The organism is Leptolyngbya sp. 7M (genome assembly GCF_018128485.1).
Genome location: NZ_CP070897.1, coordinates 3,086,392 through 3,102,684, shown reverse-complemented (window position 1 = coordinate 3,102,684; position 16,293 = coordinate 3,086,392). Strand labels below are relative to the sequence as shown.

Genomic DNA, 16,293 nt, shown 5'->3' with positions numbered 1-16,293 from the left:
ACACATCGGCCCAATACAACAAGGTCGCTGCTATGTCATCAGAATATCGGATCGAAAGATGGACGGAGGTTGCTGCCCCTAATGCCGCGATGCTTCGCCTCCGAATGATAATGGAAGGTTATTCCGTATTTCAATGGGCAGACCATCCCGGTACCTTTTACGGACCTCACAAACACGAAACATTCCAGTCGCATTGGGTTATCTCCGGACGCCTTGAGCTTACGGTTGCGGGAAGCGGAACATTTGAGTTAGGGCCGGGTGACAGAGATTTTATGCCGCCTGATACGTATCACAGGCGTTGGGTGTTCGCAATCAGGTTACTTTATTGATCAACTCGTCAAGGTTGATGTCCAGAACCGAAACGCTCAGATCTGGCATCAATCTGACTGTTATCCTGGTGAACCCGTGTTTGTAGCAGTCCCCGATGCGGCAACCGAGGATGAAGGAGTGATTTTATCAGTTGGACTAGACAGCCAAACTCAGAACTCGTTCCTGTTAATCTTGAATGCTCACTCTTGGGATGAAATGGCGCGGGTCCAGTTGCCTTATCACCTGCCGTTCGATTTTCACGGTCAGTATTTTGATCCGATTGCGTCGTCTTGGTCCTACCTGCATCGATAGGCTTGACGAGTCGATTAAGCGCTGATTCCCAATTCCTGTTCTACCCGCAGTAGATTTTGAATCCGAGCTTCTGTAGACGGATGGGTAGCAAATAGGTTGGCCAAAAACTGACCGGAAAACGGATTGATGATCAACAGCGGTTCAAAAGCTGGATTTGCCTGCATCGGCATTTGACGAGCACCCGCTTCTAGCCGCTGTAAGGCTCTGGCTAAAGCGCGGGGATTTCCAGTCAAACGGGCTGCTCCCGCATCGGCCTCAAACTCCCGCGTCCGTGAAATCGCCATTTGAATTACGGAAGCCGCCAACGGAGCCAGGATGATCGCAAACAACATGCCAAACGGATTGCCGCCCTCCCGATTTCGTCCTCCGCCAAACATCATGCCGAACTGCATCACCTGGGCCAGATAGGAAATCGCTCCAGCCACGGTCGCAGCTACGGCCTGGGTTAGGGTATCGCGATTTTTGATGTGGCTCAGTTCATGGGCAATCACGGCTTCGAGTTCATCGGCTGGCAGTAGGTTGACAATGCCCTGCGTCACGGCCACGGCAGCATTTTGCGGATTGCGTCCGGTAGCGAAGGCGTTGGCTCCCATGGATGGCACCACATATAGACGCGGCATCGGTAGACCAGCCCGTTGGGATAGGCGCTCCACCATTGCATACAGTTCGGGCGCTTGTGCCTGACTCAGTGGCTGAGCACGATAGGCCGCCAAAGCAATTTTGTCTGAAGAGTACCAGGAGACGAAATTGGTCACTGCTGCGATGATCAACCCAATCAGCGCACCGCTGGATCCCCCGATCCAGTAGCCCAGTGCAATCAGCAGCCCACTCAGTAACCCTAATAGCGCAACGGTTTTAGCTTGATTCATATACCGATAACCCCAGTGAATACCGTATTAAACTATCCAGATGCGGCAAATTGATAGTTATCTGAATTGTATCGGCTATGGCCTGAATACAACAGTGAAACGCACGATCCTGGTAGTACGGATTTGCTTACCTGCTGTGGCTGAATTGGTCTTTTTCTGGGCTTGATCTTTTTCTGGGCTTGATCTTGTTCTGGGCTTGGTCTAGTTGCTAACAGCTTCAATGTACTGACTGTCCATCAGAAACGCGCCTTTGGCAAACCGCACGCCCCAAAACCCACCCGGACGCCGATCTAGCACCACTCCCTCTTCGCCCAATTGAATCACGTTGGGTGGACGCAGCATCGGCATCGGTTCAGCCGTTTTGACATAGGCAGGCAGCGCAATCACTCGCACCCGATCGCCCACATTAAATTCTTTAGCATCAGTCATAGTGAAAGGTTTGAGTTTTGAGTTAGGTCAATGAGGAGGTCAGTGAACCAAACTGGTTAGCACCTACATTCAGATCCTACAACGCTTACAAAAATGCTCACAAATGTCTCGGTGGCAGACAGAGCGAAGTACGCCACATGCCAACTCAAAACTCAAAACTTTTCTTACGGTTTCTTACGGTACTTGCCAGATGCGTTGATGATATTGCTCTGGCTCAGCGTAGGGGTCGCTGGCTGGATGGTCATGACTGTGCGCGTGGTCATGACTGTGGGCATGGTGATCACCATGAGAAGGGCCGTGGCTGTGGGAGTGCGGGCTATCGGAGTGGTCGTGGTGATGCGCATGGTCGTGCGCGTGGTCATGATGGTGATGGCCACCCTGACCAACGGCAGCTAGACGGAACTTGCACATTTCGCAGTTCATCTGCACCTGCCCAAGCTGGGTTTCGATTTCGCGTTCCCGCAATACCTGAAATAGCTGGGGATGCAGCCCCATTTCCGGTAGGTAAACCATTGAGATGTCTGGGTATAACTCCTGCTGCTCTGCTGTAATCATGAAGATTTTCTTGACGAGCGCTCCTGTAAACAGGAAGTAGGGCAGGACAATAATTCGCTTTGGTTCGTATAGCCGAGCGCGACGGAAACCTTCCTCCAATCGGGGGTGGGTAATCCCTATAAAACAGGTTTCCACAGTGTGGTAGCCGCTGCCTTCCCAGAGCATACGCGCCATTTTGAACACATCGCCATTGGCATCCGGATCGCTGGAACCACGCCCCACAAACAGCAGCACCGTATCTTGCCGGCCGATGCCTCTAGGGTTCCACTCTGGGCGGTCTAATTCCTCCAGCCGCGTGCGCCACAGGTCTAATAAGGCAGGAGTGATGCCAAAGTGGCGACCATAGTGAAATTTCACTTGTGGATGGCGCAGGCGGGCGCGATCTAGTTCGTTCGTAACATCAAACTTGTTATGGCGAGCCGCGAACAGCAGAATTGGCAGTGCCGATAAATCGGTGTAGCCCAGCTCAACGCATTGGTCAACTCCCTGCTGAATCGTGGGTTCGGTTAGCTCCAAGAAGCAGGGAATTACCGGACGGGACGAATCGAGCGCTTGATAGGCGGTGGCAAAATCGAGCAGACCTTGACGTCCTTCTAGATCCCGACTCCCGTGCCCAATCAACAGGACAGGACGCTGGAGCGGCAGTGGTGGCAGGATCACCGATTGACTCGATGCTGGCATGAACGGCAAGGTGTCAGCTGGGGAGACCTGAATCAAATGATTACTATTGGTAAAAGTCATGGAGAGAGCGGACTCCTTCCCTGTGCGACGCAGGAAATAGAGTGAAAAAGCAGCAAGACGGTGTTCTGGCTTAAAAAAGTTTTGAGTTTTAAGTTTTGAATGACTAAACTTAGAACTTAAAACTTAGAACCTAAAACTTTTCTCACAGTTGCGGCACAGCGTTGGCATTACACCAAACTTTCCCGCTCAAGCTACTGTTCACGTTTGCTCCGCTATCTTATCTCATCGCCTGTAGCTAAACATACCTGGGGAGGGGATACTTACCAGCGGATATTGGTTTTGGAGCGGCTCGACGGTGGTAAGGTTGGCCGAACGGACGGCTGAGGAAAAGCTTGAAACTGAGGCGGAGTGGACGGAGCACCATCCGAAAGGATGCGAGCAATCACCGGTGATGGCAATTCAGCCTGGTCTGCCTTCGCCTACGCAAACTATGGGCTGTTACTCGCTACCCAAGGGGATACGCAAACCGCCTATCGCTTTGGCCAGTTAGCGATTCAGTTGTTGGAGCAACTCGATGCCACAACCCTGAAGCCGAAAACCTTTACGATTGTCTATGGGATGATCACGCACTGGCAGCAACTCCTATCCGGTTCGCTTGGGCCGCTTTTGGAGGCGTATCACAATGGTCTGGCAGTGGGGGATATTGAGTATGCCGCCTATTGCATTCTGCACCACAACGAGTATGCCTACTTTTGCGGGCAAGAACTGAATCAGCTCGCAGGACAATTCGCGACCTACAGTGCGGCATTGACTCAAATCAAGCAAATTAACACACTGACCTATCACGAAATTTATCGACAGGCTGTATTAAACTTGCTGGAATCGCCAGAGAATCCGGCTCATTTGGTCGGAGAGGCGTATGATGAAACATCCTCGTTGCTGTTGCATCAACAGGCGGATGATCGGTACGCGATCTATCAGGTTTATTTCAATAAACTGATTATCAGCTACTTGTTTGGGGAAATTCAGCAGGCCGTTCACTATGCAACAATAGCCGAGCAATATATTGACGGTGTGACGGGCTTGTATTTCATTCCGGCATTTTATTTCTACGATTCACTGGCTAGATTGGCGAGTTATCCTGATGCAACCGCACTGGAGCAGTCCGCAATTTTAGAAAAAGTGCAGAGTAACCAGGCAAAGATGCAGCAATGGGCAAACGCCGCACCGATGAATTTTCTGCACAAAGTCCATCTGATTGCCGCAGAACAATATCGCGTTTTGGGACAACCAACGCTGGCAATAGAGCATTATGATCAGGCGATTGCGGGTGCAGCCACTCATGCCTATTACCAGGAAGAAGCGCTAGCCAATGAACTTGCGGGCAAATTCTACCTGGAATGGGGCAAAGCCAAGATCGCTCAGGTCTATTTGACCGATGCTTACTACGCCTATGTTCGCTGGGGCGCCAAGACAAAAGTAGTCCGACTGGAGCAAGACTATCCCACCCTGCTGATCACGGCACCGCAGCCTGAACGAATGCCGCTTAGACGAGTTACCCTCAGCTCTACCGGCTCTAGTTCTGCCTACAACAGCCTGGGTGGTTCTAAAGCATTAGATTGGACTACCGTGATTAAGGCATCTCAAGCCCTTTCCAGCGAAATTCAACTCGATCAACTGTTATCTAAGTTGATGGGGGTGGTGATTGAAAATGCTGGAGCACAGAAGAGCGTGCTGATGTTGCGCCAAGACGAGCAGTGGGTGGTTGCCGCTCAGTCGGGGGATCAGGTTGCACCAACGTTACGATCGGCTATGGCAGTGGAATCCAGTCAAGTGGTGCCAGAATCGATGCTGAATTATGTGGCTCGCACCGCCGAAACGCTGATTATCGATGATGTTCGCATCGAAGCCCCTTTCTCCGCCGATCCCTATGTCCTGGCCCACCAACCCAAGAGCGCTTTGTGTACACCGATTCATAACCAGGGCCGGTTGATTGGCATTCTGTATCTGGAAAATAATTTGACTCCGGGAGCCTTTACGAGCGATCAGGTAGAGGTACTGCAACTGCTGATGGCACAGGCCGCGATCTCGTTGCAAAACGCTTTACTCTACAACACACTGGAACAGAAAGTTGAACAGCGGACCCAGGAGTTACACAACAAGAACCAACATCTGACGGAAACATTGGAGAAATTGCAATCGACCCAAATTCAGTTAATTCAAGCTGAAAAAATGTCATCGCTGGGCAAGATGGTGGCGGGTATTGCGCATGAAATTAATAACCCCGTCAACTTTATTTACGGCAATGTTAACCATGCTGAGACCTATTTTCAGGACCTATTCGAGCTGATTGCCCTCTACCAAACTCACTATCCCCAGCCAGTAGCTGCGATTCAAGCCAAACTTGAAACCACGGGGTTGAGCTTCTTACAGGAGGATACCCAGAAGTTAATCCACTCAATGAAGGTAGGGTCTGATCGGATTCGAAAGATTGTCCTCTCCTTACGAAACTTCTCGCGCTTGGATGAAGCCGAGATGAAACCTGTGAATATCCATGAGGGAATTGAAAGCACGCTGCTGATTTTGCAGCATCACTTGAAAGCCAAAGTTGATCGCCCAGAGATTGTTCTTGTTAAAGAATATGGAGACTTGCCCGAAGTTACCTGCTATGCGAGTCAGCTCAATCAAGTGTTCATGAATATTCTCAGCAATGCAATCGATGCTGTGGAGAACTCTCCAACGCCAACAATTCGGGTTCAGACCAAGCTTGTGAATGGTATGCACGGCAAGGAAGTCATGGTTTGCATTGCGGATAACGGCACGGGAATGTCAAAAGAGGTGCAACAACGGTTGTATGATCCCTTTTTCACCACAAAGCCGGTAGGTAAAGGAACTGGGCTGGGAATGTCGATCTGCTATGCAATCGTGGAACAGCACAACGGACGCATCGAGGTTAATTCTGAACTTGGCAAAGGAACGGAGTTCGTAATTGTAATTCCATTGACCACGATACCTGCTTCGTCGCAGGACAGCCCGGCGTTGCAGCTATCTTCTTGACTTTCTCAGATGCATTCTCATCTAGATATTAACCATTGTTATCTAAAATGGCGCATGCCTTGACAATCTGTATATTACTTCAACAGAATGATGATATGCAGTTTGGTGCCATGCAGCAGAGCGGATAGCAGAGAGAAAATAGCAGAGAGAAAAAATAGTAGAAAGAAAAGATGACCACTTCACTACCTGACCGATTAGACCGGATCGAGCGAATCTTGGAACAACTGGTTGAACGAACTAACGACAATACGCAGCAGCTTGGCATCACAATGCAGGCGGTCGATCGAATGGCAAATGTGCAGATGCAGGTTCTGGAAGCATTTGCTCAAATGCAAGCCACCATTGCCGAAATACAATCTGAAGTTAGAGGCTTGCAAAGCGAAAATCGCCGCATCTTGGAACGTTTAGAAAATTAAGGACAATAGATACCCCTCCGCTAGGGGAATGAGCGAAATTGCTTTAAAACTGCCGCCGCGAGAAGATAAACGTCGCAATAGCTAGCAACAGTGCAGTGTAAATCATTCCATATGCCGCGTGGCCAGCTAGCTCTAGGGGTGAAGGCATCAGCTCTATGCCGTAGACCGCCTGATTTTTCCAGTCGAGTCGGGCCAAGTCAGGCAGAATCAGGTAGAGTGCTTGCGTCACCTGAGACAGTGCTGTATCTTTAGCCAGATTGCCCAATGTCAGCAGATCGCGGCTCAGGTGTCCCATCGCGACCAAAGAATCGATCCTTATCTTCAGGCTCAAACTTTTTTAATCCTTTATAGGGTGACGTAATAATCAACGGCTGTGTTTTAATCTGCTCAGCCGCAATTTGAATAATTCTAGTTTGATTGAGGGTAACAAACTGTCCCTGAATAACATTGAAAATGTTATCATCTCCTTGCACTCGAACATCGTCAACAGACTGTCGCTGCTCGTTCTGCTGGTCGTTCTGTTGATTAGCCGGATTGCCTGGATTCATGCTATCCTCTGATTGTGCTGTGATTATGTCAATCTACAGTAAACTCACGCTAGCTTTTCCAATCGCTTCACTATTTGCGTCACCAGACTAACCAACGACGACACTTGACCTAATCCTTGCTTGAGCGCATCAACCACCTCGTTCACAAAGCCCTGATCAGGGTTTGGCTTTTGTAGTTCATTTTGAAGCATAGTAATTTTTGCCTCATTATCCCTTTTAGCGAACGTACTGAGGATATCTGTAATCGCGATCTCTTGCTTGAGTTTTATTAACAAGTCCAATGCGGCCTGCAAGTCACGATTGCCGCTACTGCCGCTGCTTTGGTCCAAGCTAACATGGCTCCCTGCCTGGATCACATTAAACGGGTTATGATTGCCGCTGATTGTGACATTGCCAATCGATTGCGACTGTTGAGCACGAGGTTGCGGTTCAGCCATTTGACTCGGTTGAGTTGGTGTAGTTGTTGCAAACCCTAGCGGATCAGACCCCTCGATTCGATTCAGTAATTTTGGCGTGGTAGACTCGTTGCTGCCTGCTAGCTCCAATGCAGTACAGGCATACTCGTAGGCAGATTGAAAGGATTCCCCTTCTACTAACGCTTGATAGAATTTAGCTGCAAACTGAATCGCGGCCCGATCGCCGATCACGCTGCTCATGCCAACTACACAATCAATTTGCTGGTGAATTGCCTCAGCTTGAACTTGGGAATAGCAAGCATTTAGCACCACACACTTGATCGTGCTTCTGCCCCATTGAAACAGACGGCTCAACGCTGCGGTAGCAACCAACTGCATCATGCCGGCCTCATTTTCTAGAACTAACCCATCCCCACCCGCTCCATGGCCTGAGAAATGTACAATATTAGGCTTGTGTTTCAATATGGCTTTCGACAAATCCTCGACCCGCACCGCCCCCTCACTGATCAACTCGACCCGATCGCGGTAGGTTGCTCGTTCTAGCTCAGCTTTCAGCCCTCGGATTTCTTCATCTAGACGCAGAGCTTCCATATTCGTTGGATTGGCTCTCAGCGCTAAAATCTTGATGACTTGCATCGCTATTATCCTGCAATCATTGAGGGCTAGGAACGTTACGTATAAATTTGTCTATAGGATAGGGTGAATAGATTAAAAGCATCGTAGCAGCAATTCACCCAATAGACGGCCCCTTTTAAGCAAGATTGCAGATTGCTTGCAAGCGAGTCAAATCGAAGGCTCAAGCGGCCGGCAAAGTTTTTTGCCACGACTCGCAGGCAAATTTAGAAGCACCCTTGGCAACTCGTTTGATAATCAGGGTTGAAACCAGAGCCGCCACAGCTGGAGCCAAACCCAAATTGGCCGTCAAAAACGGAGCCAACATTCCCGCTGCTTTGGCAATATTTTTCTCCAGATCTTCGTCGAGCAGCTTTACGAGTTGCTGCATGGTTTCATCCGAACCGTCGCCTCCCAACGGCGTACAGAGCATCTTATAGGCCGCCGGATTAATCCAGTCGAACAGACGCTGACCGGCTGCCAAAGCGTCATCCACAATGCCCCGAGGAACGGCTGTATTCGGATCAATCGACGTAATAGCAGCTGCTTCTGCTGCTCCTCGTGTTGCTTCTTCACCAATGGTTTGTGCTCGCAGACCCAATTGAGCTTCTAGCTCGTCTTCAGGAAGCATGGACAATTCTTGCAACAGGTCATCGATGTTTGTCATGGGAAGATTTATAGTTCATTCATCCGAATTATACTTCCCGAGTTCGGTTAAGAGCTTGTCAAAACCTTTACGACACCTGTTGCAAATTGTTGCTGTCACCCATCCTCAGCTCATCAGTTTCCAGAGGCGTTGCAGCGAATGGGGAGGGGAAGCTTCAGCCTCGCCAAACTCATCCAACGACCAACAGCGATTCAGGTATTCCACCTGCTGCTCTTCAATTAATTCATCGACCAACGCTTTAACAAATCCACGCCACAGCCAGCCCAGCCCAAAGGTATTTTCCAGATAAGGATTAGGAACCGACTCTGGCAGCAGCTCCAGTTGCCGGTACCGCTGCCACTGACAATCCAGGATCGAACCTTGATCTAATGAATTCATGATGAACCTCCTCTTCTAGTTCTTTGTTTCTAGATGGCAAGGAGGCACGTTCAAACCTGTCACCATGCTGCCGCACGCGTCTATCCATCAGCCAAGCTGCCAGAAAAATGCGACTAGCATGTCCGAATCTTTTGCTGTGCCCTATGCTACAGTTTGCTTGCTTTATTATTATAAATCATCTCTCCCCTGCATGAGTTTAGGATTAGTTTTTCCTATCTTTAGGTAGAATTTTCGCCGCCTCAGAGGCTAGCCCAGTATATGCAGCGAGTTCAACATCAGGGCGGCAATCGCCGTTAGGCCAATCGCGGTGAGAAAAATACAAAACCGATAAATTGAAGTGCGAAACTCAACCACCTGTTCTGTGGGTTGCCAGTCGATCCACAGAACAAATAGCGACAGCAAACTGCTAACTAAAAACGTGACCGAAATAATAGCGCTCAAGAGGCTGCCCACATCACTCAGATTACCGCTCACGGCTGGAATAATATTCAGAGCCAAAACCACCGAAGACAGTTCCAGTAGGGCTGAGCACTTGTGATCGAGAATGCCGAGCCGACGGTTGAGGTCTTTGACCTGGTGCTCGTTTAGTTCTAGATCGCGTCTGTTTTGATTATCTGTAAGCATGTGAGTCAAGAACTAAATCGATTACGAGATGATCAGTAAATCAATTGCATCTTTGTGTTCAATTCCAGCCACAGAGACACGGCCACAGAGACACGGGGAGCTAGCTGCAAGATAGGGGCTGTTTAAGTAAACTTACTTGCTGTTTCAGTACCTGCTTGGCTGCGCTAGTAAAATCCTATAGCATGCTCTGCTCCAGTATAGTTATGGCTTGAGCAGATTTTGCGTTGACTTTATTCAAGGACTTGATAGCATAAGTCGTGACAGCACAGAGCGTTGCTGCGATTACGAAATCAAAAGCCAACATTCCAACCATCTTCTAACTTCTGGTACTGAGGTAATCAGCCAAAATTCAAAAGCCAGCATTTTTCCTGTTCTGGTTTAATAGTCCCAACGCCGGTGCAACATCCCGGTAAAACGGCGTTGGGAATAAGCATCAAACCGCGAACCTGAATATGAACATCTGATGTTCCGTGTTCTCCGCCCAAGATCTTCCCATGCACCACACCAAACGGCATGAAGTCGCGGCGGGAGATTGTTTGGCCGAACTGGTCGGTTGTTATTCTCGGCGAGCCCAAGTGATCATTTGTCAAATAGCTGGTTTTGGCGGTTGTTTGAGGTTCAACTTGAGTTGAATACTCCGCCACTAGTTTCGCAGATGCATCATACACGAAGACGGTTGTTCGCTGCCGGAGGCCATTTTGGGGATCTCAATTCGTTTGAGGGTCACGCCATGAGCTGCGGTGCGCGCTTTATATTGCGAAGAGCGTCTGCTTCGCTGGCGAACGCAGCTTGCAGATCAACGCGCATCTGCAAATTGAGCCAGAACGCAGGCGAATTGCCAAAGAACTTTGCAAGACGCAGTGCTGTGCTCGGCGTAATGCCGCGTTTGCCCGCAACGATCTCATTCACGCGCTGAAATGGAACACCTAATGCATCAGCCAGAGCCTTTTGCGTCAATCCCAACGGCTCAAGGAAGTCCTTTATAAGCACTTCTCCCGGATAGGTCGCCCTTCTATTGGTTGGTATCCTGATCATATTTACTCTCCTCGGCTCAGTGATAATCAACGATCTCGACGCTGCCGGCTCCGTTAGCTGTCCATTCAAAACAGATACGGTACTGATCGTTTATGCGGATGCTATACTGGCCTTCGCGATCGGCTTTCAGGGCTTCGAGCCTGCTCACCGGCGATCTCGAAGCCGGAAAGTAAAACTTTCAGGGCTTTGAAAACCTCATCCAATACCAACCGCCGCACTACCCGGCGGCACGATGATCCGCGCCCACACTCAACCCCAAAAACTACTACTACAACTCTTTCTTTCTCTTTTTTTACGGTGCGGGAGATCTTTTTTCCAAAAATCCCCTTTTTCCCCTTGACCTATACATCAGTAGCGGTACTGGCCGATGATGTTCTGCTGGCTGTCGCGGACCTCGATCTGTTTATTCTCGGCATCGTAGATAAATATGCGGCCTTGGGCATCTTCGGTTGTGTTGCCCGAGATGTCAGACGAGTAGCCAGTTGAACTCAGCCGATTATTCGAGGTCGAGATCGTCGGGTTGCAGATCGCCTCGGTGCAGTTCCGATCGGGAAAGGTCGTGTTGCCGGACGGGTCAAAAGTGTAACCCTGTCTTGTCATGAGTCTCGAACCTTTCTTTTCTATTCCGATCCAGCAAAGTAGCTAAGGGCTTCTTACTTCAAACTAGTCCTGACGCACAAAAACTCGCAATTCCCCGACCGCAACAACTTCAATGCGGCGAAATAAAATGCCACGCAGCTCATCCGGGTCATCGCCATATTTTAGGTTCCGATCAAGACCAGTTATGTCATTTACAAAACCGAGTCCCGTTTTAATGTTAAGGTCATACTCCTCTTGAAATAACTTGTGTGGAATCACAAATTGGCCTGAATGTTCTTCACCCGGTCTGATCTTGTGAAATGAAAAATCGTATTTCTTTCCTTTATCCTCCGGGATAGGTACGGGAGATGCGATAAGCACATCACCGCGATCATTGATTATCTGAGAATCTTCTTTTCTTACAAAATAGACCGCCTCGCTTCCATTATTTCTGATCGATATTCGAATCGGCAGATCTTGGTCAACCCTTATTTCCCAATTTTCAACCCAAAGTGTGATCAGAAGACGGTTGTGGGTTTGGGCTTGTACCTTTGTCACCCATATTTCTTTGTTGTCCTGACCGGATCCGTTCATGCAAATTGTGCAGAGCAAAAGTCCGACCACAAATATCCTGACTATACTTCTTCCGTACATAACGTTCTTCCTCCGCGCAATCCGTTTTCAATCGCGACTCTTTTCTTCGGTCTCAAACATGTTACTGTTCTCTTGCTACGGCGCCGCCTGCAAATCCGCCGGTAAGTTCAATTGCCTCACGGATACGAGCTTCAATTCTCATCGCTTCGCTATGGGCTCTTCTGTAATTAGGTTTTCCTCGAAAGTCCACGAAACCGATCCGCTTAAAAGTCTGGGCCTCCGCTCCCTCATGTATAAAGTAGCTCGCGGCGCTTACCCTCTGAAATATTCCGCTAGCTTGCGCTGAAGGCGCAATTATACCGCCACCGTCGGAAAAGCTCTCAAGCATCCGATTTCGGGAATCCCCTGTGCCAATACCCGTCTGAATTATGGGTATGTCAGAGTTTACGGCAATTATCGCGAATAAAGGAGTTCCGTTTATCGACCCCGGTTGAATTCCGCTTGGCCTTCCATAAACAGCTACGATGCTACCAATGTGTGGCCGTTGCCCCCTTGTCCTTCCCTCAAATTTCCTTTTAAGGTCTTGTCCATATCTCGTAAGCTTGCCTTTATCGTTAAATGCACCGTCAAACAGGTCAGCGATCTCTCCGAAATCGTTTCCGTGGTAGAAAAGATACATTTCCGGCGCTTCTACGAGTCCTGCTAGAAAACGAACTCCCTCATTTGCTTCACTCAGGTCTACTCCATCTCGCAGCAATATATAATCGCCGTCCAGTATGAAGTATCTCTCAAATTCTTCTTCACCGCCAACCATCTCTTGAAATTCGGCGATCGTATTCTGTCCTCGAACTCTTACAGATTCTCCAGTCGGATCAATTAGCCGAACGGGATTATTCTTTACGTAAACAAATAAGTTAAACAGCTGCGGATCCAGCACCATCGTTTCCTGGAAATAGAGAGGATCGGGGGAGTGAAATCGCCCAAGACTCGGATTCTGCATCCTCGCTATCGCATAATTCAGCTCAGTTTCGGCGTCGTTTTCGTACCCGGTGAAGCCCTGTCTCACATCATCTTCGACGTAGTTTTCGTTTGTGGTGCGGTTGCCGAGGGCGATAATCTCTTCGCCGTAAGGCATGTAATCGGTTCGGGAGGTGACGAGGCCGTTCTGGTCAGTGTTTATCCGCGGCGAGGCAAGATGGTCGTTGGTTAGATACTTGACCTTCGGAGCTTGGGTCTCGACTATGGTTGAATATTCGCCGATCAGTTTGCCACCTGCGTCGTAAACAAAGATCGTGACCTCGCCAGTTCCGGGAACTATCTTCTCGACACGCTTGCCGTCACCGTCAAAGAAATATTGACCGATCGTCTGGTTTAACGAGTCTTTCACCTCCCTCTGCTTGTTCTCGGCGTCGTACGAGAACTGCCGGCCCTCACCATCAGTAATTACATTTCCCGCCGCATCATATGTCCAGCCTTGGCCCGTTGCCATTCGGTTATGTTTACCGTGCGAGTGCCAATCGAAGTTGAGTCTGTGGCAGTGGATCTAAACGAATGTTGATTCAGGCATGTTGATTCAGGCAGAGAGACCGTCATCTAGAACTTGGGGAGGATCGTTACCTGGGCAACTGGAGCCGCTGGTAACCGGAGTGTAGATTAAGCAGGACGGTAGGCTAAAATACTCTCTAGTGCAAAGCCTCTAGCGCAAAGCTGGTGCCAGCTAGTTGTAACATTAGTTGCAATTCACGCAAATTCAGTACCCATTGCTATTGGCTACTGTCTACTTCACTCTGGCATTCCTGTGCCTGCTGATTCCCCACTCACCATGACAAACTCCGATCGCAAGCCCATTCTTCTAGATTTTGAAAAACCCCTGGCCGAATTAGATGCCCGCATTAGCCAAATTCGGGAATTGGCGGAAGAAAATGATGTCGATGTATCCGACCAAATTCGTCAGCTAGAAACTCGAGCAGTGCAATTGCGGCAAGAAATTTTTGCTAGTCTGACTCCGTCTCAGCGTTTACAGGTGGCTCGGCATCCCCGGCGGCCCAGCACCCTAGATTACATTCAGGCTATTACCGATGAATGGTTTGAGCTACACGGCGATCGCAGCACCGGAGTAGACGACTTGGCTCTAGTAGGTGGCGTTGCCCGCTTAGCAGGCCGACCGGTGGTGATTTTGGGCCACCAAAAAGGGCGCGATACCAAAGATAATGTGCGGCGTAATTTTGGAATGGCTTCTCCGGGTGGTTATCGTAAGGCAATGCGGTTGATGGATCACGCCAATCGGTTTGGGATGCCAATCATCACATTTATTGATACTCCCGGAGCCTATGCCGGTGTAGAAGCAGAGCGCTTGGGGCAGGGTGAGGCGATTGCCTATAACCTACGCGAAATGTTTCGTCTAGAAGTTCCTATCCTTTGCACTGTGATTGGAGAAGGCGGTTCGGGTGGGGCTTTAGGGATTGGTGTGGGCGACCGGCTGATGATGTTTGAGCATTCGGTCTACACCGTTGCTAGCCCAGAAGCGTGTGCCTCTATTCTCTGGCGCGATCAGGCCAAAGCAGCTCAAGCAGCAGAAGCGCTCAAAATTACTGCTACCGATTTAAAGGGCTTGGGTATTCTTGACCAAATTCTGCCAGAACCAGTTGGAGGTGCCCATTCTGATCCACTGCAAGCGGCAGCTACTCTGAAACAAGCCTTACTAGAAAACCTGGCCGAACTGACTCGCATGACACGACAGCAGCTTAAGGACTGGCGCTACCAAAAATTCCGTAAAATGGGCATGTTCAATCAAATTGCCGTATAGTTTCGAGTGGACCGCATTACTGACCAAATAAGTACTCACCAAATAAGTCGATCTGAGCGCAATCATCTTGCCTGCTACAGAAAGACCGATCAGCGCAGTGGCTTCTCAATCAGTACGCCAGATCAAGTGCGGTCATCTGCCTCGCTGTCAATAAATTGCTAGCACTGTAGGATCTAATAAGCGTTGGATCTAACAAACCAGGTTGACCCGCTGAGTTGAGCGTTGAGTTGAGCATCCCTAACTAAACAGGAGTCAAATCCTCATGGAGCTGAGCGTAGCCTGAACAATCAAGAATTTTCGATTGTAATCAGTGCAAACCCTCAAATTCTACAATTTTTGTAAATGCGAGAGACGCTATCGGCGATGTTATAATCAGTCTAGTTACATTTTTTTACACTTCTCTCATTTTTTGAATTTTTCGACTTAACGGTTTTGTAATTTGAAAAAGCGTCCTGATCATTGATTGCCGCTTTAACCTGGTTGGATAGCCTGTTTGTACGGCTTTAAGGATTTTAACCGCTGATGTTTTTTGAGCCTTGATGAGGCTGCATGGATGCTCTCTAGCTCGATGATGCAAACTTCAGCCCGTCTTTTGTGCTGCTTTCCCCTAATTTTCTACTCCTGCTGAACTTGGCAATTGGAAAGGTCTCATGACTTCTTTAATGCATCACCGTGCCCTGATCACAGGTGCAAGCCGTGGAATCGGCAAAGCTACTGCACTTGCCTTTGCAAAGGCTGGGATCGATCTGGTGTTGGTCAGTCGTTCCCATCAAGCCCTAGCTGAAGTCGCTGCTGAGATTGCCCCGCTTAATGTGGATGTTCAACTATTTGCGGTTGATCTAGCACTGGTTGAGCAGGTGAGACCGCAAATTGAGTCAATTGTGAGCCAATTTCCAATTGATATCCTGGTCAACAATGCTGGCATGGGCTACACCGGCGATCTGCTCTCTACTTCGCTGACTGACTGGCAACAGGTACTGGCCCTCAACCTTACCAGCGTCTTTCAGTGCATTCAGGCAGTGCTGCCAACCATGCGTCAGCAGCAGCAGGGAACCATTATCAACATTGCCTCGATTGCAGGCTATCAGGCGTTTCCAGGGTGGGGAGCCTACAACGTTAGTAAAGCAGGCTTGATTTCCCTCTCCAAAACCCTGGCGGCGGAAGAACGTGCCCACGGCATTCGTGTGGTTACACTCTGTCCCGGTGCGGTAAATACTCCCATTTGGGATACCGAAACGGTTCAGGCTAATTTCGATCGCTCTCGGATGTTAACCCCTGAGACAGTGGCTCAGACTATCTTGCACACTGCATTGTTGCCTCCGGGAGCTGTGATCGAAGAATTGACCGTGATGCCTAGTGCCGGTGCACTTTGAGGTGCAATTTAACGTGCAGCCTGAAGTGCAACT

Annotated in this window: 20 protein-coding genes and 1 riboswitch; of the genes, 6 read left to right on the top strand and 14 right to left on the bottom strand. The window is 49.2% G+C overall.

Going from position 1 to position 16,293, the window contains the following annotated elements; genetic code table 11:
* Nucleotides 1-32 precede the first annotated feature (32 nt).
* Together JVX88_RS15305 and JVX88_RS15300 are read left to right on the top strand one after the other, a co-directional pair.
* A complete protein-coding gene (locus JVX88_RS15305) occupies nt 33-329 on the top strand; it encodes a cupin domain-containing protein (protein WP_211628168.1) in 297 nt (98 codons plus the stop codon).
* A complete protein-coding gene (locus JVX88_RS15300; RefSeq protein WP_211628167.1) occupies nt 259-621 on the top strand; it encodes a carotenoid oxygenase family protein in 363 nt (120 codons plus the stop codon). Before JVX88_RS15305 ends, JVX88_RS15300 begins: the two co-directional genes overlap by 71 nt.
* A gap of 14 nt (nt 622-635) precedes the next feature.
* Here the strand turns inward: JVX88_RS15300 and JVX88_RS15295 are convergent, their stop codons facing one another.
* The 3 genes from JVX88_RS15295 to JVX88_RS15285 form a co-directional block, all read right to left on the bottom strand.
* A complete protein-coding gene (locus JVX88_RS15295; protein WP_211628166.1) occupies nt 636-1,490 on the bottom strand; it encodes a M48 family metalloprotease in 855 nt (284 codons plus the stop codon).
* 201 nt (nt 1,491-1,691) lie between these two features.
* Nucleotides 1,692-1,919: a regulatory protein SipA gene (sipA, locus tag JVX88_RS15290; RefSeq protein WP_211628165.1), complete on the bottom strand. Its 228-nt coding sequence runs from the start codon at nt 1,917-1,919 to the stop codon at nt 1,692-1,694.
* Between the two features lie 174 nt (nt 1,920-2,093).
* Nucleotides 2,094-3,215, bottom strand: a complete 1,122-nt coding sequence (locus JVX88_RS15285; protein ID WP_317134643.1) for a sirohydrochlorin chelatase — start codon at nt 3,213-3,215, stop codon at nt 2,094-2,096.
* Between the two features lie 36 nt (nt 3,216-3,251).
* Nucleotides 3,252-3,444, bottom strand: a riboswitch (cobalamin riboswitch).
* Between the two features lie 143 nt (nt 3,445-3,587).
* Here JVX88_RS15285 and JVX88_RS15280 point away from each other — a divergent pair.
* Nucleotides 3,588-6,212 (top strand): ATP-binding protein, encoded by a 2,625-nt coding sequence (locus JVX88_RS15280; protein ID WP_211628164.1) that lies wholly within the window; start codon nt 3,588-3,590, stop codon nt 6,210-6,212.
* A gap of 170 nt (nt 6,213-6,382) precedes the next feature.
* On the top strand, nt 6,383-6,628 hold the full coding sequence (locus JVX88_RS15275) for a hypothetical protein (protein ID WP_211628163.1): 246 nt from the start codon (nt 6,383-6,385) through the stop codon (nt 6,626-6,628).
* A gap of 43 nt (nt 6,629-6,671) precedes the next feature.
* On the opposite strand, the gene JVX88_RS15270 is transcribed toward JVX88_RS15275, so the two are convergent.
* The 11 genes from JVX88_RS15270 to JVX88_RS15220 all read right to left on the bottom strand — a co-directional run bounded on the left by JVX88_RS15270 (nt 6,672) and on the right by JVX88_RS15220 (nt 13,570).
* The gene (locus JVX88_RS15270) at nt 6,672-6,959 is read right to left on the bottom strand and encodes a hypothetical protein (RefSeq protein ID WP_211628162.1); all 288 of its coding nucleotides are present in this window, start codon (nt 6,957-6,959) and stop codon (nt 6,672-6,674) included.
* A gap of 261 nt (nt 6,960-7,220) precedes the next feature.
* On the bottom strand, nt 7,221-8,228 hold the full coding sequence (locus tag JVX88_RS15265) for a CHAT domain-containing protein (RefSeq protein ID WP_211628161.1): 1,008 nt from the start codon (nt 8,226-8,228) through the stop codon (nt 7,221-7,223).
* Nucleotides 8,229-8,388: 160 nt separating this feature from the next.
* Nucleotides 8,389-8,871 (bottom strand): hypothetical protein, encoded by a 483-nt coding sequence (locus tag JVX88_RS15260; protein WP_211628160.1) that lies wholly within the window; start codon nt 8,869-8,871, stop codon nt 8,389-8,391.
* A 105-nt stretch (nt 8,872-8,976) separates the two neighbouring features.
* Nucleotides 8,977-9,249, bottom strand: a complete 273-nt coding sequence (locus JVX88_RS15255) for a hypothetical protein (RefSeq protein ID WP_211628159.1) — start codon at nt 9,247-9,249, stop codon at nt 8,977-8,979.
* A gap of 246 nt (nt 9,250-9,495) precedes the next feature.
* On the bottom strand, nt 9,496-9,873 hold the full coding sequence (locus JVX88_RS15250) for a hypothetical protein (protein WP_211628158.1): 378 nt from the start codon (nt 9,871-9,873) through the stop codon (nt 9,496-9,498).
* Nucleotides 9,874-10,211: 338 nt separating this feature from the next.
* Nucleotides 10,212-10,517, bottom strand: a complete 306-nt coding sequence (locus JVX88_RS15245; RefSeq protein ID WP_211628157.1) for a hypothetical protein — start codon at nt 10,515-10,517, stop codon at nt 10,212-10,214.
* Nucleotides 10,518-10,596: 79 nt separating this feature from the next.
* Complete coding sequence (locus JVX88_RS15240; RefSeq protein ID WP_211628156.1) at nt 10,597-10,908, bottom strand: HigA family addiction module antitoxin; 312 nt, start codon at nt 10,906-10,908, stop codon at nt 10,597-10,599.
* Between the two features lie 16 nt (nt 10,909-10,924).
* Nucleotides 10,925-11,056 (bottom strand): type II toxin-antitoxin system RelE/ParE family toxin, encoded by a 132-nt coding sequence (locus JVX88_RS43090; protein ID WP_211628155.1) that lies wholly within the window; start codon nt 11,054-11,056, stop codon nt 10,925-10,927.
* A 200-nt stretch (nt 11,057-11,256) separates the two neighbouring features.
* Nucleotides 11,257-11,508, bottom strand: coding sequence for a hypothetical protein (locus JVX88_RS15230; RefSeq protein WP_211628154.1), 252 nt, complete (start codon nt 11,506-11,508; stop codon nt 11,257-11,259).
* Between the two features lie 63 nt (nt 11,509-11,571).
* Nucleotides 11,572-12,141, bottom strand: coding sequence for a hypothetical protein (locus JVX88_RS15225; protein ID WP_211628153.1), 570 nt, complete (start codon nt 12,139-12,141; stop codon nt 11,572-11,574).
* Nucleotides 12,142-12,202: 61 nt separating this feature from the next.
* Entirely contained in the window at nt 12,203-13,570 is a 1,368-nt protein-coding gene (locus JVX88_RS15220; RefSeq protein ID WP_211628152.1) for an RHS repeat domain-containing protein, read from the bottom strand.
* Nucleotides 13,571-13,903: 333 nt separating this feature from the next.
* On the opposite strand from JVX88_RS15220, the gene JVX88_RS15215 reads away from it, so the two are divergent.
* Together JVX88_RS15215 and JVX88_RS15210 are read left to right on the top strand one after the other, a co-directional pair.
* Nucleotides 13,904-14,887, top strand: a complete 984-nt coding sequence (locus tag JVX88_RS15215; RefSeq protein WP_036004328.1) for an acetyl-CoA carboxylase carboxyltransferase subunit alpha — start codon at nt 13,904-13,906, stop codon at nt 14,885-14,887.
* A gap of 650 nt (nt 14,888-15,537) precedes the next feature.
* Complete coding sequence (locus tag JVX88_RS15210; RefSeq protein ID WP_211628151.1) at nt 15,538-16,260, top strand: SDR family oxidoreductase; 723 nt, start codon at nt 15,538-15,540, stop codon at nt 16,258-16,260.
* Nucleotides 16,261-16,293 lie beyond the last annotated feature (33 nt).

Excerpts from the sequence above, each read along its gene's own strand:
- JVX88_RS15250 (WP_211628158.1), bottom strand. The coding sequence starts at position 9,873 with ATGCTTACAGATAATCAAAACAGACGCGATCTAGAACTAAACGAGCAC.
- JVX88_RS15295 (WP_211628166.1), bottom strand. The coding sequence starts at position 1,490 with ATGAATCAAGCTAAAACCGTTGCGCTATTAGGGTTACTGAGTGGGCTG.
- JVX88_RS15215 (WP_036004328.1), top strand. The coding sequence starts at position 13,904 with ATGACAAACTCCGATCGCAAGCCCATTCTTCTAGATTTTGAAAAACCC.
- JVX88_RS15260 (WP_211628160.1), bottom strand. The coding sequence starts at position 8,871 with ATGACAAACATCGATGACCTGTTGCAAGAATTGTCCATGCTTCCTGAA.
- JVX88_RS15210 (WP_211628151.1), top strand. The coding sequence starts at position 15,538 with ATGACTTCTTTAATGCATCACCGTGCCCTGATCACAGGTGCAAGCCGT.
- JVX88_RS15305 (WP_211628168.1), top strand. The coding sequence starts at position 33 with ATGTCATCAGAATATCGGATCGAAAGATGGACGGAGGTTGCTGCCCCT.
- JVX88_RS15265 (WP_211628161.1), bottom strand. The coding sequence starts at position 8,228 with ATGCAAGTCATCAAGATTTTAGCGCTGAGAGCCAATCCAACGAATATG.
- JVX88_RS15255 (WP_211628159.1), bottom strand. The coding sequence starts at position 9,249 with ATGAATTCATTAGATCAAGGTTCGATCCTGGATTGTCAGTGGCAGCGG.
- sipA (WP_211628165.1), bottom strand. The coding sequence starts at position 1,919 with ATGACTGATGCTAAAGAATTTAATGTGGGCGATCGGGTGCGAGTGATT.
- JVX88_RS15275 (WP_211628163.1), top strand. The coding sequence starts at position 6,383 with ATGACCACTTCACTACCTGACCGATTAGACCGGATCGAGCGAATCTTG.
- JVX88_RS15280 (WP_211628164.1), top strand. The coding sequence starts at position 3,588 with ATGCGAGCAATCACCGGTGATGGCAATTCAGCCTGGTCTGCCTTCGCC.
- JVX88_RS15230 (WP_211628154.1), bottom strand. The coding sequence starts at position 11,508 with ATGACAAGACAGGGTTACACTTTTGACCCGTCCGGCAACACGACCTTT.
- JVX88_RS15225 (WP_211628153.1), bottom strand. The coding sequence starts at position 12,141 with ATGTACGGAAGAAGTATAGTCAGGATATTTGTGGTCGGACTTTTGCTC.
- JVX88_RS15220 (WP_211628152.1), bottom strand. The coding sequence starts at position 13,570 with ATGGCAACGGGCCAAGGCTGGACATATGATGCGGCGGGAAATGTAATT.
- JVX88_RS15285 (WP_317134643.1), bottom strand. The coding sequence starts at position 3,215 with ATGACTTTTACCAATAGTAATCATTTGATTCAGGTCTCCCCAGCTGAC.
- JVX88_RS15240 (WP_211628156.1), bottom strand. The coding sequence starts at position 10,908 with ATGATCAGGATACCAACCAATAGAAGGGCGACCTATCCGGGAGAAGTG.